The following is a 22798-nucleotide window of genomic DNA, read 5'->3' as shown; positions in this document are numbered from 1 at the left end:
CTCTTTTGTTCGAATGACTTGAACAATCAAGCAGCCGAATTCCTGATCCAATCGGACAATTTGCTCTTCGGAGCAGCGCCGACCAGATTGGCAGCAAGTTCACCATCCTTGAACATCAGCAAAGTCGGGATCGAACGTACACCGAACTGGGCAGCGAGTTCCGGATTTTCATCGATGTTGACCTTGGCAATCGTGATCTTGCCTTCCATCTCGGAGGCAATCTCTTCGAGAGCAGGGGCGATCATCTTGCAGGGGCCGCACCATTCCGCCCAAAAATCAACGACGACAGGCTGGCCCGCCTGAATGACGTCGGACTGGAAATTGCTGGTGTCGATCTTGACGGTAGCCATGGGCTTTTCCTTGTGTGTTTGTGAATGTGTTGCACATCATGTGGTGAGTCGGCTCGCAATCGTCAAGCTCGGTATTGTCACGATTCGGTGCAAACAGTCTGGAGCAGTCTGCAATCCTGCTTCGTTTCCTGCCCGCAGCAATCAACAATCAGCCTTACCACGTTTTGCCTTTTCCAATCCATATCCTTTGCTCACACCATCCGACCGAGTGCGTCACGCATCGCATCGGCGGGGATATCGATCAGGTGCGGACCTTCGGTGAAGAGCAGCGCAGCCTCCACAATCTTGCCCGGATAAAGCGGCTCCAGCAATTGGCGGTAAAGAGCGAGCTGCGCGACATACGCCTCCGGAACCTTGGCGAGATTGGCGGGGGGTGGGCGGTTTGTCTTGTAATCCACGATGAGCACTCGCTTTTCATCGGCTGCCAGCCTGTCGATCACGCCCGAAACTGCGTGATCCTTGCCGCGCAGATGCAGCGTTCCCATGATCGCCACTTCTGCAAGCGAACCTGATACGAAAACCGGCGCGTAGCGCGGATCATCTATAACGTCGAGGACCGATTGCAGGGCATCTTCGATTTCCTGCCGGGGCCAGTCGAAGGCCGCGCGCGAAAGGTAGCGCTCAGCAGCTGGGAGCCGTTGTTCGGCGGGCAAGTTCGGCAAGGTCTGCAGCAAGGCGTGGATGACCGTTCCACGGCGGATCGCGAAAGATGGATCACCCCCATTTGCTGTCAATACTGGCGAGCCGGTCATCACGGGCGCTTCATCGTCCGGTTCAATCAAGACCGAGACGCCGGATGGCGCAAGCGGTCTTGGCAGGCCGGCTTCTCGCGGCATGGGAGAGCGATAGGCTGCCGGGAATGGTTCGGCGCGCGCTTCGGAAGGCGTGGCCAGTTCATCGATCGGCGTGTGAGTGCGTTCCATCACGCGATAACGCCTGGCGACCACAGTTTCTACGGGATGCTGGAATGGCTCGCTCAACTCTCCCAGGGCCGCGTCGACCAAACCATGCCATGTTTCGGATACCTGCCGTGATCCGCGATAGCCGCATACGATCAAGCGATCCTCGGCGCGCGTCATCCCCACATAGAGAAGCCGGCGATACTCTTCTTCGGCGCGAATTTTCAGATCATCGACGATTGTTCCCGTAAAGGCGGTTGCATAGGTCTTGCCGGGAACGAAAAGAAAACCTGGACCTTGCCAGCCATCTTTTTCCTGCAGCTTGAAAGAAAGTAAATTTGGCGTTCGCCCACCTGCTGACGCCGCACTGCCGGAATCGACCAGGAAGACGACGGCCGCCTCCAGCCCCTTGGCTGCATGTACCGTCATGATGCGAACTTCATTACGGCTCTGATCAAGTTCACGCTTGATCTCGGGTGTTGCGGCGTCAAGCGTTTCAAGGAATGCCTGAAGGCCGGGGAGGCCGGTCTTTTCCGTGGCAACCGCATAGTTTTGAAACTCGTCTATGACATCGCCGGCTTCATGGCCAAGTCTTGCCAACAGATCGCGTCTGGCGCCTCCCGGCCCTAAAATCTCCGCATAGAACTCAAATACCGGTACAGTGTCGGCCCGATTGCGCCAATTCTGCAATCGTTGCGCCGTTGCACTCACGATCAGATCATCGTCGGCACGCGCCTTCAGCCGTTGATAGAGTGTTTCATGTTCTGCCCGGCCATAAGCAAGGTCAAACAGCTGTTCATCATTCCACTTGAACAATGGGCTCTTCAACAGTGCAGCAAGCGACAGGTCGTCGGATGGCAGCAGCATGAACCGGCCAAGCGCCACCAGATCCTTGATGGCAATGTGGTCCGTGAGCTTCAACCTGTCAGCGCCGGCCACCGGAACGTGCCGCTTCTTCAGCTCACGCGACAAAGCTGGCATGAACTGATCGCGCTTGCGCACCAGAACCATGATGTCTCGCGCTTCGAGACGCCGGCCCTGCCCCTCGATTACTTCGCCGTTACTTAGCCAGCTATCTATCGTCCTGGCGATCTGCTCCGCGAGCCGGACAGGTGGAGCAGGCAGGCTATCCACGGGCTTGCGCCAATCGTCTTCCTGCGGAGCGCTTTCTGGCGTGATCATGTCCCATATCTGGACCTCGCCGGGATCATGATCGCGAATGGCCGTATGGACGGTTGGGCCGTGCTCTTGTCCGAAGCCCCGATTGGCCTCGGGCCGGGCAAAAACTTTATCGACGGCCGACAAAACATCGGGGGCCGAGCGAAACGAGAAGTTGAGATTGACACGCTCAAAACTCAGTTCAGATTGCCTGGTGTTCCTTTCGGTCGCCCTGCCATGCTTGGCAAAATCCTCAGGAATAGCGCCCTGAAACGAATAAATGGATTGCTTCTCGTCACCGACGGCAAACAGCGTGCGCCGGATGTCGCGGGCGGATTTGCCGGCAAAAAATTCCGCGCTGAGCAGACGGATGACACGCCATTGATTGGGGCTCGTATCCTGCGCCTCATCAACCAGAATATGATCGATACCCTTGTCCAGCTTGTACTGTACCCATGGTCCAGCATCCTGACGCGACAGCAATCTCACCGTACGCACAATCAGATCGTCGAAATCGAGCAGACCATGCGTCTTTTTCATCTGCTGATAGCGGCCGATCAGATCGTCAATCAGAACCAGGGCGGAAAGGGTAAGGCGAAGCACGCGCCGTTGTTTAAGACGGTCCAAACCCTGGAATACGCGTTGTGCCGCCTGATCGTAACGATCGATAAAATCCGGATAACCGTCAGTCACCCCCTTGGTCGCGATATAGGAACCGCTTTTGGGATCACCCGTCGCTTTCAGGAACGCCGCCCGCAGTGCTTCCTCACGTTGGTCGACTTGTTCGTTGAACTTTGCATGAAGCAGAATCAGCGCAAATTCTTGCGCCCGCGTCGCGCTCTTTTGTATCTGCAGAATGCCGGACAACATCAAGTGATCGAATTCGTCCACCGGCCAAAGCGTTGACAGAATACTGTCTTCGGTCTCGTCGCCTTGGAAGCCGAAGTGCGAATAAAAAGCCTGGCGGCGCAGATCATCATAACCGACTTCACCGATAAATTGTGTCAGATCGTGCCGTTTGTTTACTGCTTCATCGAGCAGTTGCTGCAGACCAAACTCTCCGGCGGCATCGAGCACATCGGCAAAAGCCGCGGCAAGCTCCGTGTTATGGTCAAGGCGCGCTGCCTGCAAGAGTTGGCGACGCGCTTCGCCGACCAGCGCAATCTGCATCATGTCATCCATCAATTCGAAATGGCCCGCAATATTGGCTTCAAGCGGGAACTGATGGAGAATCGCTTCACAAAAGGCGTGGATGGTCTGAATCTTGAGCCCGCCCGGCGTTTCCAGCGCCCGTGCGAACAGACGGCGCGCTTGTGCCAGCCGCTTCGCCCCTGGGCGATTGCCATCGATCTTCTCAATGGTCTGGGCCAACGCACCTTCGTCCAATGTTGCCCAATCGGACAATCGCGCAAAAACGCGGTTTTGCATGACCGCTGCTGCTGCCTTGGTATAGGTCAAGCAAAGAATCTTGGAGGGATCTGTTCCATCTAGCAGCAGGCGAATGACGCGTTCGGTCAGTACATGCGTCTTCCCCGACCCGGCATTGGCTGAAACCCAGACGGAATCCTTCGGATCGGCCGCCTTGTTTTGATTGGCGATTGTTTCTCTTGGAATGTTGCGCGGCGTCTTCATTCGCCGTCACCACTATCATCAGCGCCGCCCGCCGACCATTCCAGCACACGTGCGAGATGATCGTAATCCCCGGTCAAATCGCTTTCCTTGAATGGCAGTGCCCGCGAAAGATAGCCTTTGTGCGGGTCGCGATAAGCGGTCAGCAATTCGGTCAGGCGACGCCACGAAAGCTCGCCCAATTCTGGCGCGGACTTCTCGCTGCCGTTTGCGCCGGTGCCGATCTTGAGGATCGATTCCGGATCGACCTTTCCGTTGGGGCGGAGCCGCACATAGAGGAGATCCGCCGCATCGCGAGCGCCGACTTCATGGAAAGCACCCCGCGCCAAAAGCGCTGCTTCGAGTGCAAGCTGCGGAGACAAAAGCACATGCGCCTGCCGCTTGGATGGTGTCGATCCGGTTTTGTAGTCGATGATCTCAGCCGAACCGTCGCGCCGGAGGTCAACGCGGTCAGCACGGCCCGAGAGCGTCACGCCGGTCGCTTCGACGGGGATCTTTCTTGAAGCAATTTCCGCATGACGTGCCGTTATAAGGTGCGCGCGTTGCCGTTCCCATTGGAGGTATTCCGGAACCAAAGATTGAAAACGGGGCCACCACACCGCATCGATTTCTTCCGGCAATGCGATCGCATCAAAAAAACGCCGTCCGATTTCCAGAAGAAGTGCGGATGCATCGTCGGTCTGCGGATCGACACCCTCTGCAGTGAAATTTGCCAGGATATCGTGGAACAACGATCCACGCTCTGCGACATCGGGATCGCGGATCAGCGGTTCGATAGGGCGCAGGCGCAGGATGCGCCGGGCAAAGATCGCGTAAGGGTCGCGCCTGAGCGTCTCAATCTCCGTGACGGAGAAATGCTTTGGCCGCGCGCCTAAAGGTGGCTTGGGTTCGGGCCGCTTGACGAAATCTTCGTCTGGTGCAGTATCGATCTCCCGCGCCCAGTTCAGATACTTCGCGCCCCGGGTGCGCAATTCAGTAGTTGCAGTTTTGCCAAGAACCGTTTCGAGGCGTTGTAACCAGCGCGACGCAACCGTTGGAGCGTTGGCGGCGCGCTGCGCCCGTGTGAGAATGACGCGGTCCATACCCATCGCCATCTGGAAATCATGAGCTGCAAGACCGGTGCGCCGTTCCGGTGGTTCAAGATTGATGATTGATTTCATTGGCCGCGACATGAAAGGATCATTGCGGGTTTTGCCCGGCCATGACCCTTCGTTCAGACCGCCGATGACGACCGTATCGACCGTCTGCAAACGGGCTTCGAGTGCCCCCCAGATAAAGAGGCGGGGATGCGCACCGGCCTTAGGCTTGACGACCTCTCCCGCGACCAGCGCCTCGATCATCGACGGCCATTCGGAAGGCATGAACTCCAACCCTGCATCTGCCGATATCAAATTGCGCAGGAAGGCGGCGAACTGTTCGCCAGCAGCGCCGGAATAGAGCGCCGCAATATCGCCTTGGTCGTCCCGTGCCAGATTTTCCAAACTGGCGACCGTGGCGTGGATAATCTCCGCGATCTCCACCGGGGCTTCTCTGGAAGCAAAGGCCGCCAACGGCTCCATACTTTGCGTGAGCGCGTCGCAGGTTGAGCGGGCGGCCTCGATGTGCGCCACGGTAATTTGCCGGAGCCAAACGGGTTCAAATGGTGTTGTGCTTGCGTCAGAAAGGCGTTTTTCAAAGAAAGAACGGAGGCCGGACAATGTAGCGCGGCCGGTGCCGCCGCGAAGCGACACGAGTTCAATGGTTTCTGCAGCTTGCCTAACAGCGGAACGTTCGAGACCGAGCCGGGTCAATGGATGTTTGAGAAGCGCGAGCAATGCGACAGGATCGCCAGGATTGAAGATTGTCTCAAGTGCCAGCCGCATCAATGTGGCTGGTTGCGTTTCGCGCAGAGCATGCCCGCCGGAATCATCGGCCACGATATTGAAGCGTGCAAGCTCGGTCGAGACACGCCGCGCAAGATCGCGATCCGCAGTGATCAAGGCTGCAGTCTTGCCTGGCTGGTTAATCGCATCACGCAAGGCAACAGCGACTGCGAGCGCTTCTTCCCGTTCATTCGCGGCCTCCACAAGCGCAATAGGCACGATGGCAGCCAAGAACCTGCCATCGCCACGGTCGATATCGGCCCATGCTTCACTCGTGTCTGCGGGGCGCATCGCCTCGGCCAGCAAAGCCTCGCGCGCACGTTTTGGCGCGGCGACTTCTCCCAACTGGATGACGTCCTGACGCAGAACGCCGAGCTGGCTCAATAGCTTTCTCAAACCATATTGCGGGTGACCGAAGATCGATGGGCTATCGATGGTATTGGCCAGAAGTTCCCAACTTGCCGCGTCCATGTCACGATCGACGCCGGGCAGGACCAGAGCACCTTGTGGCAAGCGAGCGATGGCGGCGAGCAGTTGTGCGGTGGCGGGTATGGAACCGGTGGAACCGGCGGCGATGACCGGCCCGGCTGGCGGGCTGCGTAACAGGCGCTCGGCTTCGAGCTCTATCAGTCGGTTGCGATGGGCGGCAGGGTTGGATCGATGCCGATCGGCAAGAACCTCAGGCCAAAGACTGGTGACTATTCCCAGGAAGTCCAGAGTTACCTGCCACCAGTTCGGCAGATCCTCCGACACAATGTTGGATAGCGACGACCATCCCATCGCTTCGGTCTCAACCTGATCCATCAAGCTTGCGAGATCTCGCGCCAGCCAGATTGCATCGGCGGTCGTAGCCGGGATCGCGATCTCTTCGTTGCCGAAAAGCGCCCGGACGTGGCCGGGCAGACGTTCGCGCCAAGGCCTCACCAGCCGCGCGAGCAGCAGCAGGCGTTCTGTCGAGCCTATCGGCGGCAGGAGATCGAAAAATGCATCCGATCCCATATCGAACATTGCCGCATCCTCGTCCACATCACCGAGCGGCCGGATGACGGGGAGGATAGCAGACTTGGCGGGGCTCGTTTCGACCAGCAAAGAGCGCAGGGTGCGTGCAGCGCGGCGTGTCGGCACGTAGATCGTTGCCTGTGCGAGTGCCATAGGATCCGACGGATCCGCGGGATATCCGGGCACAAGTATGCCCGATCGCAGCGCGTCAACCAAAGCAGGCAGAAACGGAATGCCCGGTGCTATGGAGAATATGCGCGAATGTCCGTGCTCAACCATTGACCGTCTGTCTGGCGATGGCGGCTTCCGCCTCGCCAATCGCATCAGGTGTTCCAACCGTCAGCCACAAGCCCTCCATCCGCCGACCATAAAGCCGGTCCGTAGCGATCGCCGCATCAAAATAGCGATTGAGCGAGGCCTTGCCCGCCACGGCGCCTGCGAAAATCCGCGGATGGATAACGGCTGCACCGGCATAAATATTGGGTGACGTTTCGCCAATTCCGAGGCGGCGCAGGCGACCGTCGTTGTCCATGTGGAAATCACCGCGCCCATCATAGCCGGTGGCCTGATCCTTTGCTGCAATCATCAGCAGAATATCCATGCGCGCATCATCCCATCCTTCGGCCAGCAGGACAAGATTGGGCTTCGGTCCATCCACCCAAAAAGTATCGGCATTGACCACATAGAAAGGATCGGAGCCGATCTTCGGAAGTGCGTTAATGATACCGCCGGCGGAATCGAGCAGTTCATTGCGCTCGTCCGAAATGATGATCGCCGGCGTCTCTCGCTTCGCCAGATGCGCATCGACCTGATCGGCAAGATAGTGAACGTTGACGATAGCTCGCTCGACGCCCACATTTTCAAGCGCTTCGAGTCCCCAATCGATTAATGGTTTGCCGGCTACTTTTACCAGCGGTTTCGGCATCGTATCGGTAATCGGAGCCATGCGCTTACCAAGGCCGGCTGCCAGAACCATTGCCGTATGCGGACCTGCCATCAATCAAATCTCCGAAGAAAGTATTCCCGCCTTTTCGCACCATTGCTTGACCGGCGCCAGTGCAGGATGAACAATAACGCGATCAAGATAGGAGCGGATGCGCGGCAGATGTTTCAGATAAAAGGACTTGCCGTCACGTTCGTCGAGTCGGACGAAAATACCAAGTATCTTGGCATTGCGCTGTGCCGCCATGATGGCGAACGCCTTACGGAACAATGCTTCGTCAAAACCGGGATCAGCCGAGCGCCGTTCGTCGATATAGGTGCCAAGCAAATGATCCTGTATGTCTGGGGCAATCGTGACGCGCGCATCGAAGATCAATGACGCAACGTCATAGGCTGACGGTCCAATCATGGCGTCCTGAAAGTCAATAAGTCCGACACGATTGATACCATTTTCGTTTTCGCGCCATAGGATGTTGGGTGAGTGAACATCGCGCAGGAGAAGGCTTGTCTCCGTCTTACTTAGTTGGCTGAATACTTCATCCCATGCAGCCACATATTCTGCCTTTTGGGCGGGTCCGAGCGCTGCTCCACGTATCCGCGGCACATACCAATCGGACAGAAGCTCGACCTCGATCATCATGGCATCGCGATCGAAATCGTGGATGTGATGGGAAATGCCTTCGCCTAAATTGATATCCTTGGACCAGGAATGCTGGTGCAGAGTTGCCAGCAAACGGACCGTTGCTTCATAGCGTTCGAGGATTGGCGCGCCTTGAGCATCCAGTACCCCCTCGCTGCCAAGATTTTCAAGGATGAGAAAACCATTCTCCAAATCCTGTGCGGCGATTTTCGGCACCGTGAAGCCGCGTGACGTGAGCAGCCTGTCAAGCGCGACGAATGCATTCACGGACTGGGAAAGGTGCGCGATTTGCATATAGGTCTTGCCGTCACGAAGGACTGGACCACCTGGATTGTAAGGCGAATTCATGAGAATAAACGGGGGCCCCTCGCCCATTGCAATGGTTTCGTAACCACGGGCTGAAGCGTCGCCAAGCAGATAGCGCCGCTCAGCCGTGGCGAATCCTTCTTCGGCGAGAAACTCGCGAATTGCCAGGGAGCGTTGCAGCCGCGCCAATGCAGCCGGTTCGCCCTCGATCAACGCCTTCCGGCCGTCGCCGTCATTCACAAGCGTTGCCGTCAAACTGGACGCTGATAATGTATCCCCCGCCCGTTCCGGCCATTCCACTACAACGGCACCATCCTCCAGGGCTTCATCAAGACCGAGCTCATCCAGCTCATCGACAGAAGTCAGGCGAAAAAGATCGACATGACTTATTGGCAGGCGCAACTCCGGATAGGACTGCACGATGGTGAAGGTCGGGCTCGGCACCTCATAAAGATTGTCATCGGCGATGGTACGTATCAGTCCCCGTGCGAGCGTCGACTTGCCGGCACCGAGATCTCCGGACAACGTGACGAGATCACCCTTGCGCAACGCCAGTGCCAGATCCTGGCCAAGCCTTGTCGTATCCTCGGGTGTCGCAAGTTGAATGATGATTGATGTCATGGAGAGTTTATTCGGCAGCGATGCTGAATGTGCGCGCCTCCACCGGGAACCGGCAGGTCACCAGCGTGCCTTTGCCGGCGCCGCTATCGATATCGACCGTACCGCCATGCAATTCGACGAAACCCTTGACTATGGAAAGTCCGAGGCCGGCTCCACGCTTGCGGCCGCCATTGGGATAGGGCTGGAAGCGCTTGAAGATGCTGTCGAGAACATAATCCGGCATGCCTGGGCCATTGTCCTTGACGCTGAACACCATTTCGGCCTGGTCGCGCCAGCATGCGAGCGTCACCGTGCTGCCTTCAGGCGCGTAGTTGGCAGCATTGCTGAGAAGATTGGATAGAACCTGCTTGACCCGGCTGGCGTCGGCACGAAACGAACCCGTTCCTGGTGCGATGCGGATGTCGAGCAGGATATTATGCTCCCTGAATCGTTCCGCTACCTTCTCGGATGCAGTGGCGATAGCATCGGTGACCGACACATCGCTGATATCGAGTTCCATGATACCGGCATCGACGGTGGCGAGATCGAGAATGTCGTTGACGATCGTCAGCAGCACCGAAGAGGACGTGCCGATGTGATCGAGATAATCGCGTTGACGGTCATTGAGCGGCCCTGTCATCGGTGTCTGCAGAAGTTCGGTAAAGCCGATGATATTGGTCAAAGGCGATCGCAGCTCATAGGACACATGCTGAACGAAATCGTTCTTCAACTCATCCGTCCGCTCCAGAGCTTCATTCTTCTCCTTCAGCGCGCGCTCCACTTGCACCGAGTCCGTCACATCAACGAAAGTCAGCATGGTCTGACCGTTTGGCAGCGGCGCCGTCGCATAATAGAGAATTTTGCCGGAGCTGAGTTCGAGATGTCCCGAGAGAGACAGTCGCTCGTCGTCAAAACCAGTCACGGTGGTGACAAAGGTTTCCCAATGTGCAGCATCCGAGACCGGTTCACACAACCGGCGAATGGCCGAAATGTGCATACCCTCAGAGATTTGCTCGCGCTTCAGCGACCAGAGGGAAGCGAAAGCAGGATTCGATAGACGAATCTTTCCGTCTGAGCCGAAAACGGCGACGCCTTCCGCCAGATGGTCCAACGTCTGACCCTGCACCTTGATCAATGTATTGTAACGGCTTTGCAGCTCGAGCTTCTCTGTAAGGTTTTCGAAGACCCAGGTCACCCCGCCCTTTGGCTGTGGATTGACGATGACACGCAGCGTGCGCCCATCGGTCAGATACCAGATATGCTCCTGCGACTCGACCGAATGATAGGCCGACAACACCGTTTCCTTCCACCGGCGCCAATCTTGCTGCTCCGGCAGGATTCCATCACTGCGGAAGCGATCGAGCAGCATCGCATTGTCGGGGCTACTGTCAAGGAATGCCATGTCCAGTCCCCAGAGCTTGGCAAACGCCTGGTTGTGGAACTGTAGCTTGCGATTGGCGTCGAACATCGCGACAGCAGTGTTCAGCTGGTCGAGTGTGTCCGAATGATTGAGAACCGTTCGCTTGAACTCTTCACGGATCAGTTCGACTTCGCTGACGTCGGTCGCGAGGCCGGCCGAACCCGCACTACTGGCCACGTCGGTGACCCGGAAGACATGACGATCGCCACCAACCACAGTCGACAGCTGTTCCTGGAAGCGCCGGTTTGCTACTTTGTCGCGTTCGATCTTTTCTCGCGCCTGTGCGCCGAACAATTCGCGACCGTCGCGAATCGCAATCTGCGGATCGCGAACATCAACAGCCTTGGCATAGGCCATGTTTACCCAGTTGAGACGGCCATCACCATCACGGCTCCAGGATGGCATATCAATCGATTCCAGCAAGCCGCGCAGTGTGGTGACGGCCTCATTAAGCTGATAGTTTTCAGACTTGAGCAGCGCCTGCGCGACCCGGGTCTCACCGAGATTGATGAAACGCACTATTGCATAACCGCCGGAGGTGCGGCCCTGCACTTCCAGCGGTGCGCCCTTCGAGGTTTCGACCGCAATGTCGAATGGCCGCGCTTTCTCGCGCAAAGCCGAGATGGAACGATCAAGCAGCGTAACGGAATCGACACGTAGCCATCGCCCGAAGGCCAAAAACAGCGCGCGACCTTCTGGCACGCCAATCTCCGGAGGAAGAGTGCCGATGAGATTGGGCGTACTCGAAGCGCCTTCCCACACGATCACGCGCTGATCCTTGAGATTAAGCAGGGCCTCATTGCGCTGGACTGTCACGTTGAGGTCCGCAACCTTGTCGCGCAATTGGCGATTTTCTTGGGCAATACGACTGCGCTCGCGGATAAGCCAGCCTGCGGAAAGTAGCGCTGCACCCATGGCGCCAAGGAAAATAGCGAACTGCACGACTTCGAACGTACCGACCTCTACGCCAAAGGGTGTCGTGATTTTTCCGAGCGCGTCCTGAGCACGAGCCGACAAGGAAGACATCAACAGGACCGGCAGGGCTGAACTTGTGCCTTTAGCCAGGATCCTCCGCAGTCTGTTCAGCACCGGTCCGTGTGCTGCATCTTTACTGCGAACATCACTTGTCCCAATCTTCATATCAACCGTCGCTGCCCCATCCTGACGAATGCCGGCTGTTCCCTTCCGCCTGTAATTTTAAACAAGCGGCCCACCTGGAATACCGTCATCCCGAATCACTACAATAAACCTTGAGCGAATCGACGGGAAGAACTAGGCGCAAAAAAGAAAACCGAAGGATTTGTCAATCCTTCGGTTTCTATATCTTGTGGGTATATACTAGTCAGATCAATATCTGTAGTGGTCCGACTTGAAAGGACCCTTCGGCGTCACACCGATATAGGCAGCCTGTTCTTCCGAAAGCACCGACAATTTCGCGCCAAGCTTGTCCAGATGCAACCGGGCAACCTTTTCGTCGAGGTGCTTCGGCAAGACATAGACTTCATTCTTGTACTGTTCGCCGCGGCTATAGAGCTCAATTTGAGCCAGAACCTGATTGGTGAACGAGGCGGACATGACGAAGCTTGGATGGCCCGTAGCATTGCCGAGGTTGAGGAGACGGCCTTCCGAGAGAAGCAACAGTCGCTTGCCATCCGGGAACGAGATCATGTCGACCTGCGGCTTGATGTTGTTCCACTTGAGATTGCGCAGGGCAACGACCTGAATCTCGTTATCGAAGTGACCAATATTGCCGACGATGACCATGTCCTTCATCGCGCGCATGTGCTCGATGGTGATGACGTCCTTGTTGCCGGTCGTCGTGATGATGATGTCGGCCGTCGGGGCCGCATCTTCGAGCGTCACAACCTCGAAACCATCCATCGCGGCCTGCAACGCACAGATCGGATCAACTTCCGTCACCTTGACGCGGGCGCCGGCACCAAGCAGCGACTGTGCCGAACCTTTGCCCACATCGCCGTAACCGCAGACGACAGCGACCTTGCCAGCCATCATTACGTCGGTAGCGCGGCGGATGCCATCAACCAGCGATTCCTTGCAGCCATACTTGTTGTCGAATTTCGACTTGGTGACGCTGTCGTTGACGTTGATTGCAGGGAAGGGCAACAGGCCCTTCTTCTGCAGCTGATACAGGCGATTGACGCCGGTCGTGGTCTCTTCAGTGACGCCCTTGATGGCATCGCGTTGCCTGGTGAAAAAGCCAGGCGTTTCTTTCATGCGCTTTTTGATTTGTGCGAAGAGGATTTCTTCTTCTTCGCTCTCCGGCTTCGATAAAACATCTTCGCCAGCCTCGGCACGTGCACCGATGAGAATGTACATCGTGGCATCGCCGCCATCGTCGAGGATCATGTTGGAAGGCTGACCATCCGGCCACTGGAAAATCTTGTCCGTATAGGTCCAGTACTCTTCGAGCGACTCACCCTTGACGGCAAAAACCGGCGTTCCGGTTGCAGCAATCGCTGCGGCGGCGTGATCCTGTGTGGAGAAGATATTGCACGAGGCCCAGCGCACTTTCGCGCCAAGCGCCTGCAATGTCTCGATCAAAACCGCTGTCTGGATCGTCATGTGGAGCGACCCGGTGATACGCGCGCCCTTGAGCGGTTGTGTCTTGCCGAATTCTTCGCGGCTGGCCATCAGGCCCGGCATTTCTGTTTCGGCGATATCCATTTCCTTGCGGCCCCATGCGGCCAGCTCAAGGTCCTTGACGATGTAATCCTGTGTGTCGGCCATCTCGTGTCAGCTCCGTCTTCGTTTCCATTTGGCCGCGCACTATTGATCGGGCGACCGGAGATGACGTTGACTAGCAGATTAGACCCCGCCGCACAATGGGATATAAAGAAATCCTTATGCGTGCATATGATTCGACAATGGGAGTTGCATCAATCAGGCTTCTTCGCCGAACTTGTCGGCAATGAGCGTGCCGAGAGCCTTCATCAACTCGCGCGCCTGTACACCGGAGGCGCTGACCTTGATGCAGCAGCCAGGAGACGCAGCAAGCATCATCAGACCCATGATCGAAGTGCCGCCAACGGTCATTCCATCCTTTTCGACCCTAACATGCACGTCGTAGCCATCGACGAGCTGGACGAACTTGGCAGATGCGCGCGCGTGCAGACCACGCCGGTTGACGATCTCGAATTCCTCGACAAGTGCGTTATCCGGGTCAAACGTACCGGTTGTTTCGGCAGTCAGGCGCATTTATTTCCTCTTTGAGCATAAGCCCTATTTGGCTGTCAGCACCTGACTGGCCACATTGATATACTTCCGTCCGGCATCCTGACCTTCGCGCAATGCAGCTGCCATGTCATTGGTAACCCGCACACTGGAAAGCTTGATCAGCATCGGCAGATTAACTCCGGCAATGACTTCGATCCGTCCCGATTCCATCACCGAGATGGCCAGATTGGAAGGCGTACCACCAAACATGTCTGTCAGGATAATAACGCCCGAACCATTGTCGGCACGGGCAACTGCATCGACGATGTCACGCCGCCGCTGCTCCATATCGTCATCCGCACCGATCGAGACGGTTTCCAAATATTCCTGCTGGCCGACCACATGCTCCACGGCATGATGAAATTCTTCAGCCAGTCTTCCGTGCGTCACAAGCACGAGTCCGATCATTCTGAAACTGCTCCTGTCGCGCCAGCCCCTTGGGTTTGGGCTTTTTACTGCGCATTGAATGCCCCGTTTGGCAGGTGTCGCATTTTGGCAGGACGAATCGTGAAGGCAAGCGGAAAAATGGCCTGAGCAAGACGGTCAGTCATTTTATCGCAGTGCAACATTGCAACCATTTGAATCGATTGTCCTATTTTTTCCAAAACGCCCGGAAAAGCCTCGCCTCCACGGCCCGGCAAGCTGCGTCCACCTCCCGTTCAGGTAAAATTAGATGTGGGATCGCGACGCCTTCGAGCACTATTCTAGCGTCACTCGCAAATCGAACGGCTTGTTCGGGCTTGGTCAGTTCAACGGCAAGATGGATCACCCCGCAAGTTTCAAAATCAGCCGTATGCAAGCCCGAGCCGCGCACCTCCAACCCGCCCTGCAACGAGGCAGGGGCAGCGCAGACCAAGCGGCCGGATATGGCTTGCAAAAGACACTGATCGTCGCAGATCAGTGCAGCAAATGCGCCTCTGGCAACCGCTCGCCGCATCAGTTCACTGGCAATCGATGATTTACCCGATCCGGAAGGGCCCGAGATCAGAATACCGCGATCGCCGATGAGGACCGCGGTCGCGTGCACATGCCGATCCGGCTCGACAATCATCAGACCTCGACTGGAATAATGGCGATGAACTTCGCACCGAGATAATTGTCAGAGTCTTTGGGGTCGATGATGTTCTCGGCATTCAACGTGCCGCCGTGAGCCTCGATGATCTGACGGCTGATGGATAATCCCAGGCCCGAGTTCTGCCCGAAGGCCTCTCCGGATGGACGATCCGTATAAAACCGCTCAAATATCCGGTCGATCTGTTCTACCCGGATACCTGGGCCGTTGTCTTCGACGGTAATGCGGATGCGGTCGCCCATATGCTCCAGGGTCACTGTGATAACGCCGTCCTCGACGGGAACGAAAGACCGCGCGTTTTCGATCAGATTGGAGACGACCTGGCCGAGCCGTAGATCATGGCCGGCGACAAAGAAACCCTTCCTGTTGTTCGGCAACTTACCGACTACCAGTTCGATGCGGGTATCTTTCTTGTTCCGCCGGACCTCTCGCGCAGCTGTAACGAGATTGCCCAGCAGATATTTGAGATCGACGTGCTCTGAATCCTCACGTGCGAGTTCAGCGTCCAGTCGCGAGGCGTCAGAGATATCGGTGATCAGGCGATCGAGGCGGCGCACGTCGTGCTGGATCACATCCATGAGCCGTTTCTTCGACTCTTCGTTTCTGGCAAGCGGCAACGTCTCTACGGCGCTTCGCAACGAAGTCAGTGGATTTTTGAGTTCGTGACTCACGTCGGCGGCAAAACTCTCAATCGACTCGATGCGAGCATAGAGCGCATTGGTCATGTCGCGGATCGATGTCGAAAGGTGGCCGATTTCGTCTTGCCGCTCGGAAAAATCCGGTATCTCCTCGCGATTCTTCACCCCGTGCCGGACACGATCGGCAGCGGCAGCAAGACGCCGAAGCGGATTGGCAATTGTTGACGCGAGGAAGAGCGACAAAATAGCCATGACCAGCGCGGCAACCGTAAAGACCCGGATGATCGCATAGCGTTCGCCTTGAACGATCTTGTCGATATCGCCGCCTTCGGTCGAAAGAAGCAGCACGCCGAGCACGGCACGAAACCGCTGGATCGGCACTGCGACCGAGACGATCTGCTCTCCCTTTTCCGTCATGCGGACGACGGTTGCCGGAGAACCGGTCAGCGCCTTCATGATTTCGGGATAAGAGGATCCATTGCCGCCGGGTTGCTCCTGATAAACCGGCAGGTCGCTGCGCCGCAAAAGCCGTGTCATGCGGTTGGTCAGGCGTTCGAAAAAGCTCGGTTCCTCGCCATCGATCGGCGGAAGTTCATACCGCAGAACCTGGCCCCGCGAATAAAGATGGCGCGAATCCAGCAGCAGATTGGAATCCCGGTCATAGATGCGAGCACGCGTCCGCGTCGGTGAGATCAGCCTGCGCAGAACCGGCGCCACGCGCTCTGGATTGATGGGGAAATCGAGATTGTCCAGGACGTCGGGCGACGGCGTAATACTCTGACCAGCCTGCAGTTCCAGCAGCTTCTCTGGGTCGATGGCAATGGAGTTCGTATCGACCGTCGCCGATGACGCTATGGCACCCGCGATGATCTCGCCCTGCGTCATCAGGCTCTCAACGCGAGCATCGATCAATCCGTCGCGGAACTGATTGAGGTACATGATGCCGGACAGAAGCACGGCAAGGCCGGCCAGATTAAGAAAAAGAATGCGCCGGGTCAGGCTCGAAAACAGATAGTTGCCAAAGACGCGGTTCAGCGGACGAAAAAAACGGCGCAAAGCCAGCGAACGCTTGCGGCGCATAACGGCGCTTTTGCGCGTGATATTGCCGCCTTGCAGTTCGGCTACCATCTTTGCCTCAGAACATCATGATTCGGTTGGCTCATCGCATTCATGCAGCGACGAGACAACCTTGTTTTACAGCGGATCACGTAGCTTTGAAAGCACAGGTGCGTTTTCGCACTGAAGTCCCCTTGAGAAGAACCAGTCTGACGATCAGGTTTCGCGGAAGCGATAGCCAACGCCGTAAAGCGTCTCGATCATATCGAAATCATCGTCGACGACCTTGAACTTCTTGCGCAGGCGCTTGATGTGACTGTCGATGGTGCGATCGTCTACATAAACCTGCTCATCGTAGGCTGCATCCATCAGCGCATCACGGCTTTTGACAACACCCGGGCGCTGGGCCAGCGAGTGCAAGATCAGAAATTCGGTCACGGTCAACGTCACCGGTTCACCCATCCACGTGCAGGTGTGACGCTCCTGGTCCATGACAAGCTGGCCGCGCTCAAGCGATTTTGTCTGGGGGCTGCCGGGCTTTGCTGCGCTTTCCCTTGCCGCGACGCGGCGCAGGACGGCCTTTACCCGCTCGACGAGGAGGCGCTGTGAAAACGGCTTGGTGATGAAATCATCGGCACCCATCTTGAGCCCGAACAGTTCGTCAATCTCATCGTCTTTGGAGGTCAGGAAAATGACGGGCAAATCGGACTTTTGACGCAGACGACGCAGAAGTTCCATCCCATCCATGCGCGGCATCTTGATGTCGAAAATGGCGAGATTCGGCGGACGGGCCATCAAACCATCGAGTGCAGAGGCACCGTCTGTATAGGTTTCGACACGATAGCCCTCCGATTCAAGCGCGATCGATACGGATGTCAGAATATTGCGATCGTCGTCGACGAGCGCAATAGTCTGCATTGCGGGTACTTCCCTCATGCCCTGCCTTTCATGTCATCAAAACAACTGTGCTTGTGCCGGACAAATTAGGTACAAAATGTGGCACAGATCGCGAGTCGTGTCATCCCTGCAGGATTCACCTGCTTTTACGCTTACGGAAGGATGACCAAAATTTCCGTTATTTAAAACGATTTAAAAAAATTTAAATTCTTTAAATCGATTAAACGTTTGATACTATTCAATATTTCTGCTTTTGAACATGGGTAGCCGCATTCATGCTGGAAGATGCAGAAAGCAGCACGTGTTAACTTGACCCCTCAACGCATTCTTAAACAATGGCGGACACATGACTAGAGAGACCGGTATTCATAACGCGACGATCGCGCTCGGCACCTCAGGCTTGAAGGATGTTTCGGCGGTCTATTATAACCTGGGAGCCGCGGAACTCTACGAGGAGACCTTGCGCAGAGGCGAAGCGGAGCTGACGGCGCAAGGTGCGCTTGTTGCTCGTACCGGCCAACATACCGGGCGCTCGCCAAAGGACAAATTCGTCGTGCGCGACGCGTCAACCGACGCTCATGTCTGGTGGGACAATAACGCGCCGATGTCACCTGAGGCATTTGAGCTGCTCTATGCAGATTTTATGGAGCAGGCAACGGGCAAGGAACTGTTTGTCCAGGATCTCATCGGTGGCGCCGACGAAGAGTACAGACTGAACACGCGCGTCATCACTGAATTTGCCTGGCATTCACTGTTCATTCGCAATTTACTGATCCGCCCGGATCGTGCCGCCCTGCCTGATTTCGTGCCACAGATGACGATCATCGACCTTCCGTCCTTCCGCGCCGATCCCGCAAAGCATGGCACGCGCTCGGAAACCGTAATCGCTGTCGATCTCAATCGCATGATCGTGCTGATCGGTGGCTCGGCCTATGCCGGCGAGATGAAAAAGTCCGTCTTCACGGCGCTCAACTATATTCTCCCGGCCAAGGGCGTCATGCCGATGCATTGTTCGGCCAATGAGGGTCCGGACGGCGACACTGCCGTCTTTTTCGGTCTCTCTGGTACGGGCAAGACCACGCTCTCCGCTGATCCTACCCGCACACTGATCGGTGATGACGAACATGGCTGGGGCGAGCACGGTGTTTTCAATTTCGAGGGTGGTTGCTACGCCAAGACCATTCGCCTTTCCGCCGAGGCGGAACCGGAAATCTACGCGACGACCCAGCGTTTCGGCACTGTGCTTGAAAATGTCGTTCTCGACGAAAACCGGGAGCCGGACTTCAACGATGGTTCGCTGACGGAAAATACGCGCTGTGCGTATCCCCTCGACTTCATCCCGAATGCATCGAAGACCGGCAAGGCAAGCCATCCGAAGAACATCATCATGTTGACCGCGGATGCTTTCGGCGTCATGCCGCCTATCGCCAAACTTACGCCGGCACAGGCGATGTATCACTTCCTCTCCGGCTACACCGCCAAAGTCGCCGGTACGGAACGCGGCGTGACCGAACCCGAGGCAACATTCTCGACGTGTTTCGGTTCGCCCTTCATGCCGCGTCATCCGTCGGAATATGGCAATCTCCTGCGGCAGCTGATCGCCGATCACAATGTCGATTGCTGGCTCGTAAACACAGGCTGGACCGGTGGCGCCCATGGCATAGGCAAGCGCATGCCCATCAAGGTAACGCGGGCGCTGCTTGCCGCGGCGCTCGACGGTTCGCTGAAGAACGCGCAGTTCCGGACGGACCCGAATTTCGGTTTTGCAGTGCCTGTTGCCGTGCCGGGCGTAGATGATGCAATCCTCGATCCTCGCTCGACCTGGGCGGACAAGCCCGGCTATGATGCCCAGGCAACAAAGCTGGTTGATATGTTTATTCGCAACTTTGGCAAGTTCGAAGGCCACGTTGACGGCGACGTCAGGGCGGCAGCTCCGCATACGCCGGTCGCTGCGGAATAATCGCCTCATTTTTTCAAATCAAAACCCCGCTGCTGTCCAGCGGGGTTTTCTGCATTTTTTCGGCACTGAGTGGTGCTTTCCGCGAATCAAAGATTAGGCTACCAATCCTTTCATGGAAGAGAGCCGCAGCCGGATCAGAATAAGCAATAGAATCTGGATCGACGAGGACGATCTGGAGGAAAGCTTCATTCGCTCTGCCGGCCCCGGCGGACAAAACGTCAACAAAGTCTCGACGGCTGTGCAACTGCGATTCTTGGCGGCACGTGCCGGTTTACCAGACGATGTTTTTGCGCGCCTCATCAAACTTGCGGGCCAAAGGGCGACCAAAGACGGCGATGTGCTTATCGAGGCCAACCGTTTTCGCACGCAGGAGCGCAACAGGCAGGACGCTCGCGAACGCATGATTGCACTGATTGCGAAGGCCGCAGAGCCGCCACCGCCACCGCGCAAGAAAACCAGACCAACAAAGGGATCGATCGAGCGCCGTCTCAAGGAAAAATCAGGACGCGCCGATGTCAAAAAGATGCGCGGCAAGGTGAAGGGAGATTAGAGTCAGAACCTGTTAATAGAAACGAATATTAACCGCAGGTATTAATCTTGGCTTTTCAACTGCTTCACGTAATGCCACAACACTATTTCGGTTTGAACAATCAACAGGAGCCAGACATGGGACTATTTGATTTCGTTAAATCCGTAGGCAAGAAAATCGGCATCGGCGACGACGAGCCAAGTGCCGATGCGCTAAAGAAGGAACTCGATTCCCACAAGCTTGGTACTGAAAATGTCCAGGTTGTGGTTCAAGGTGACAAAGCCGTTCTGAAGGGCAATGTCACCAATCAGGAAGTACTCGAAAAGGCGATCATCGCCGTTGGAAATTCACTCGGCATCTCCAAAGTCGAGACCGAAGGGCTGAAGGTCGATGAAGTTACCACTGGCTCCGTCGCCAAGGAACCGGTGTTCTATACGGTAAAGAAGGGCGACAATTTGTGGAAGATCGCCGAGTCGCAGTATGGCAAGGGCAAGGGTGCGAAGAATACGCTCATCTTCGAAGCCAACAAGCCGATGCTCACGCACCCCGACAAGATTTATCCAGGTCAGGTGCTGAGGATTCCCGAACTCGGCTGATCGCATCTCCATTGCCAAACGGCCCGGCTCCCTATTGCGGCCGGGCCTTTGAATTTAGATAGTTGGATAGACGATGCTTTTGCTGGCCCCCGGCATTCGCTACTTCCCCGAACATTTTGATCCGGCCGAACAGGCTGCGCTGGTCGAGGACATCCGGGCCGTTGTCATTGAAGCACCGCTTTACGTTCCTGCAATGCCGAAGACCGGCAAGGAAATGAGCGTGCGTATGACGAATTGCGGTGTGCTCGGGTGGGTTACGGACAAGGAAGGCGGCTATCGTTATCAAGCCGTCCATCCTGTGACGCGAAGACCTTGGCCGGTTATTCCACAGCGCTTGCTCGAACTCTGGCAGGAAGTCGGCGATTTTCCGCTTCTGCCGGAGGCGTGCCTCGTCAACTTCTATTCCGACACGGCGAAAATGGGCCTGCATCAGGATCGCGACGAACAGAATTTGAACGCGCCGGTTGTTTCGGTCTCGCTCGGAGATACGTGCCTGTTCCGCTTTGGCGGCACGAACCGCAATGACAAGACGCAATCGATCAGGCTGTCCAGCGGCGACGTGATCGTACTTGGCGGAGAAGGCCGCATGGCGTTTCACGGCGTCGACCGCATTTATCCCGGCACTTCGACGCTGTTGAAAAGTACGGGCCGCATAAACTTGACGCTTAGACGGGTTACAGCTTCCTGAGCGCAACTTCCTCGACCAGATGATTGTCACCCTTGCGTAGAATCAGATCGGCGCGCGGCCGCGTGGGCAGAATATTCTCCCGCAGGTTCTTCAAATTGATGTTTGCCCAAAGGCTTTCGCCGATGGCCAGCGCGGAATCATCCGAAATTGTCGAATAGCGATGGAAGAACGAGCTCGGATCCTTGAACGCCGTCTCCCGCAAGCGCATGAAGCGGCTGATGTACCAATTGTGTATCTGCTCTTCATCGGCATCGATATATATTGAAAAGTCGAAGAAATCCGACACGAATGGCACTGTTTTGCCGTCTTCAGGCAGATCACGGACCTGAAGCACATTGATCCCTTCGAAAATAAGGATGTCCGGCGCATCGACAGTCTGATAGCGGCCCGGCAGCACATCATAGGTCAGGTGCGAATAAAGCGGCGCGTTGACGTTGCGCTGGCCGGCCTTGATCTGCGACAGGAACCGCAAAACCATGCCGACATCGTAGCTCTCGGGAAAACCTTTGCGCTCCATCAAACCTTTGGCTCGAAGCACCTCGTTCGGGTAAAGAAAACCGTCTGTGGTAACCAGATCGACCTTGGGGCTCGATGGCCAACGGGCGAGCAGTTCTTTCAGCACGCGCGCGGTGGTAGATTTGCCAACGGCTACCGAGCCCGCAATGCCGATAATGAACGGTGTCTTGAAGGCGTCTCCGGTATTGAGGAATTGGCGGCGCTGATAGAATAACAGCTGGCTTGCCTCGACATGCGCCGACAACAGCCGCGACAGCGATAGGTAAATCCTGCTCACCTCGTCGAGATCGATCGGATCGCCGAGAGAGCGCAGCCGCTTGACCTCATCATAGGTTAGCGTCAGTGGCGTATCAGCGCGAAATTCCGCCCACCTCTCGGCACTGTAAAACCGATAAGGCGAAAACTCGCTTGGTGCCAACTGATCCACGACATCCTCTCCCGTCTGCCGTTCAAGAGCCGGAGCTTTAAACATGATCAGTCATGTCCTCGCGCGGCTTTTTCCTCAAGTCCGGTCTGCGCCGTTCTCCGCTCCAACTCTTCCAGCACTTCTCCGAGTTTTATGCCAGAGATCCCGAGAACGACGAGAAGATGATAGAGCAAATCTGCACTTTCCGAAATAACACCCTGCCTGTCCCTGGAGACGGCGGCAATGACGGTTTCAACCGCTTCCTCTCCCAGCTTCTGGCTCGCCTTGCCAACGCCCTTGGCATAAAGGCTGGCCGTATAGGATTTAGTGTCTGCTGACGTGGCGCGTTCCGCCACGATACGTTCGAGATCAGCAAGCGTAAATGAACTCATAAGATTAGA

General features: G+C 56.4%; 18 protein-coding genes. 4 read left to right on the top strand and 14 right to left on the bottom strand.

The window, feature by feature from the left end; all coding sequences use genetic code 11:
- Positions 1 to 26: 26 nt before the first annotated feature.
- The 12 genes from trxA to LB462_RS10320 form a co-directional block, all read right to left on the bottom strand.
- The gene (gene trxA / locus LB462_RS10375) at positions 27 to 350 is read right to left on the bottom strand and encodes a thioredoxin (protein WP_112524851.1); all 324 of its coding nucleotides are present in this window, start codon (positions 348 to 350) and stop codon (positions 27 to 29) included.
- Between the two features lie 191 nt (positions 351 to 541).
- Complete coding sequence (gene addA / locus LB462_RS10370) at positions 542 to 4039, bottom strand: double-strand break repair helicase AddA (RefSeq protein ID WP_224507561.1); 3498 nt, start codon at positions 4037 to 4039, stop codon at positions 542 to 544.
- Positions 4036 to 7176 (bottom strand): double-strand break repair protein AddB, encoded by a 3141-nt coding sequence (gene addB, locus LB462_RS10365; RefSeq protein ID WP_224507558.1) that lies wholly within the window; start codon positions 7174 to 7176, stop codon positions 4036 to 4038. Before addB ends, addA begins: the two co-directional genes overlap by 4 nt.
- Positions 7169 to 7894, bottom strand: coding sequence for a nucleotidyltransferase family protein (locus LB462_RS10360; protein WP_224507556.1), 726 nt, complete (start codon positions 7892 to 7894; stop codon positions 7169 to 7171). Before LB462_RS10360 ends, addB begins: the two co-directional genes overlap by 8 nt.
- 3 nt (positions 7895 to 7897) lie before the next feature.
- Entirely contained in the window at positions 7898 to 9406 is a 1509-nt protein-coding gene (tsaE, locus tag LB462_RS10355) for a tRNA (adenosine(37)-N6)-threonylcarbamoyltransferase complex ATPase subunit type 1 TsaE (RefSeq protein ID WP_224507554.1), read from the bottom strand.
- Between the two features lie 7 nt (positions 9407 to 9413).
- A complete protein-coding gene (locus LB462_RS10350) occupies positions 9414 to 11831 on the bottom strand; it encodes a sensor histidine kinase (protein WP_224507724.1) in 2418 nt (805 codons plus the stop codon).
- A gap of 321 nt (positions 11832 to 12152) precedes the next feature.
- Positions 12153 to 13553 carry an adenosylhomocysteinase gene (gene ahcY, locus LB462_RS10345; RefSeq protein ID WP_224507552.1) on the bottom strand — a complete coding sequence of 467 codons (1401 nt, stop codon included), beginning with the start codon at positions 13551 to 13553 and terminating at the stop codon, positions 12153 to 12155.
- Positions 13554 to 13706: 153 nt separating this feature from the next.
- Positions 13707 to 14021 carry an HPr family phosphocarrier protein gene (locus LB462_RS10340; RefSeq protein ID WP_112524861.1) on the bottom strand — a complete coding sequence of 105 codons (315 nt, stop codon included), beginning with the start codon at positions 14019 to 14021 and terminating at the stop codon, positions 13707 to 13709.
- A 24-nt stretch (positions 14022 to 14045) separates the two neighbouring features.
- A complete protein-coding gene (locus LB462_RS10335) occupies positions 14046 to 14447 on the bottom strand; it encodes a PTS sugar transporter subunit IIA (protein WP_112524863.1) in 402 nt (133 codons plus the stop codon).
- A gap of 184 nt (positions 14448 to 14631) precedes the next feature.
- The gene (locus LB462_RS10330) at positions 14632 to 15090 is read right to left on the bottom strand and encodes an HPr kinase/phosphorylase (protein WP_224507549.1); all 459 of its coding nucleotides are present in this window, start codon (positions 15088 to 15090) and stop codon (positions 14632 to 14634) included.
- On the bottom strand, positions 15090 to 16877 hold the full coding sequence (locus LB462_RS10325) for a sensor histidine kinase (protein ID WP_304610442.1): 1788 nt from the start codon (positions 16875 to 16877) through the stop codon (positions 15090 to 15092). Before LB462_RS10325 ends, LB462_RS10330 begins: the two co-directional genes overlap by 1 nt.
- A 144-nt stretch (positions 16878 to 17021) precedes the next feature.
- Positions 17022 to 17741 (bottom strand): response regulator transcription factor, encoded by a 720-nt coding sequence (locus LB462_RS10320; RefSeq protein ID WP_162701788.1) that lies wholly within the window; start codon positions 17739 to 17741, stop codon positions 17022 to 17024.
- A 307-nt stretch (positions 17742 to 18048) separates the two neighbouring features.
- Between LB462_RS10320 and LB462_RS10315 the strand changes: the two genes are divergently transcribed.
- The 4 genes from LB462_RS10315 to LB462_RS10300 all read left to right on the top strand — a co-directional run bounded on the left by LB462_RS10315 (position 18049) and on the right by LB462_RS10300 (position 21475).
- Positions 18049 to 19662, top strand: a complete 1614-nt coding sequence (locus tag LB462_RS10315) for a phosphoenolpyruvate carboxykinase (RefSeq protein ID WP_224507547.1) — start codon at positions 18049 to 18051, stop codon at positions 19660 to 19662.
- Positions 19663 to 19774: 112 nt separating this feature from the next.
- Positions 19775 to 20212: an alternative ribosome rescue aminoacyl-tRNA hydrolase ArfB gene (gene arfB / locus LB462_RS10310; RefSeq protein ID WP_112524869.1), complete on the top strand. Its 438-nt coding sequence runs from the start codon at positions 19775 to 19777 to the stop codon at positions 20210 to 20212.
- 116 nt (positions 20213 to 20328) lie between these two features.
- Entirely contained in the window at positions 20329 to 20787 is a 459-nt protein-coding gene (gene lysM, locus LB462_RS10305) for a peptidoglycan-binding protein LysM (RefSeq protein ID WP_224507546.1), read from the top strand.
- Positions 20788 to 20860: 73 nt separating this feature from the next.
- Positions 20861 to 21475, top strand: a complete 615-nt coding sequence (locus LB462_RS10300) for an alpha-ketoglutarate-dependent dioxygenase AlkB family protein (RefSeq protein ID WP_224507544.1) — start codon at positions 20861 to 20863, stop codon at positions 21473 to 21475.
- On the opposite strand, the gene coaA is transcribed toward LB462_RS10300, so the two are convergent.
- On the bottom strand, positions 21462 to 22463 hold the full coding sequence (gene coaA / locus LB462_RS10295; protein WP_224507542.1) for a type I pantothenate kinase: 1002 nt from the start codon (positions 22461 to 22463) through the stop codon (positions 21462 to 21464). The two genes, LB462_RS10300 and coaA, sit on opposite strands and share 14 nt — an antisense overlap.
- A 2-nt stretch (positions 22464 to 22465) precedes the next feature.
- The gene (locus LB462_RS10290; protein ID WP_224507540.1) at positions 22466 to 22789 is read right to left on the bottom strand and encodes a phosphoribosyl-ATP diphosphatase; all 324 of its coding nucleotides are present in this window, start codon (positions 22787 to 22789) and stop codon (positions 22466 to 22468) included.
- Positions 22790 to 22798: the final 9 nt, after the last annotated feature.

The sequence above is a fragment of the Phyllobacterium chamaecytisi genome, assembly GCF_020164455.1.
In the GTDB taxonomy this organism is placed as follows: domain Bacteria; phylum Pseudomonadota; class Alphaproteobacteria; order Rhizobiales; family Rhizobiaceae; genus Phyllobacterium; species Phyllobacterium chamaecytisi.
This window is presented reverse-complemented; position numbering and strand designations above follow the sequence as displayed.

What these genes read in the sequence shown, in the direction of transcription:
- trxA (WP_112524851.1), bottom strand. Translation starts at nt 350, where the DNA reads ATGGCTACCGTCAAGATCGACACCAGCAATTTCCAGTCCGACGTCATT.
- addA (WP_224507561.1), bottom strand. Translation starts at nt 4,039, where the DNA reads ATGAAGACGCCGCGCAACATTCCAAGAGAAACAATCGCCAATCAAAAC.
- addB (WP_224507558.1), bottom strand. Translation starts at nt 7,176, where the DNA reads ATGGTTGAGCACGGACATTCGCGCATATTCTCCATAGCACCGGGCATT.
- LB462_RS10360 (WP_224507556.1), bottom strand. Translation starts at nt 7,894, where the DNA reads ATGGCAGGTCCGCATACGGCAATGGTTCTGGCAGCCGGCCTTGGTAAG.
- tsaE (WP_224507554.1), bottom strand. Translation starts at nt 9,406, where the DNA reads ATGACATCAATCATCATTCAACTTGCGACACCCGAGGATACGACAAGG.
- LB462_RS10350 (WP_224507724.1), bottom strand. Translation starts at nt 11,831, where the DNA reads ATGTCTTCCTTGTCGGCTCGTGCTCAGGACGCGCTCGGAAAAATCACG.
- ahcY (WP_224507552.1), bottom strand. Translation starts at nt 13,553, where the DNA reads ATGGCCGACACACAGGATTACATCGTCAAGGACCTTGAGCTGGCCGCA.
- LB462_RS10340 (WP_112524861.1), bottom strand. Translation starts at nt 14,021, where the DNA reads ATGCGCCTGACTGCCGAAACAACCGGTACGTTTGACCCGGATAACGCA.
- LB462_RS10335 (WP_112524863.1), bottom strand. Translation starts at nt 14,447, where the DNA reads ATGATCGGACTCGTGCTTGTGACGCACGGAAGACTGGCTGAAGAATTT.
- LB462_RS10330 (WP_224507549.1), bottom strand. Translation starts at nt 15,090, where the DNA reads ATGATTGTCGAGCCGGATCGGCATGTGCACGCGACCGCGGTCCTCATC.
- LB462_RS10325 (WP_304610442.1), bottom strand. Translation starts at nt 16,877, where the DNA reads ATGGTAGCCGAACTGCAAGGCGGCAATATCACGCGCAAAAGCGCCGTT.
- LB462_RS10320 (WP_162701788.1), bottom strand. Translation starts at nt 17,741, where the DNA reads ATGAGGGAAGTACCCGCAATGCAGACTATTGCGCTCGTCGACGACGAT.
- LB462_RS10315 (WP_224507547.1), top strand. Translation starts at nt 18,049, where the DNA reads ATGACTAGAGAGACCGGTATTCATAACGCGACGATCGCGCTCGGCACC.
- arfB (WP_112524869.1), top strand. Translation starts at nt 19,775, where the DNA reads ATGGAAGAGAGCCGCAGCCGGATCAGAATAAGCAATAGAATCTGGATC.
- lysM (WP_224507546.1), top strand. Translation starts at nt 20,329, where the DNA reads ATGGGACTATTTGATTTCGTTAAATCCGTAGGCAAGAAAATCGGCATC.
- LB462_RS10300 (WP_224507544.1), top strand. Translation starts at nt 20,861, where the DNA reads ATGCTTTTGCTGGCCCCCGGCATTCGCTACTTCCCCGAACATTTTGAT.
- coaA (WP_224507542.1), bottom strand. Translation starts at nt 22,463, where the DNA reads ATGTTTAAAGCTCCGGCTCTTGAACGGCAGACGGGAGAGGATGTCGTG.
- LB462_RS10290 (WP_224507540.1), bottom strand. Translation starts at nt 22,789, where the DNA reads ATGAGTTCATTTACGCTTGCTGATCTCGAACGTATCGTGGCGGAACGC.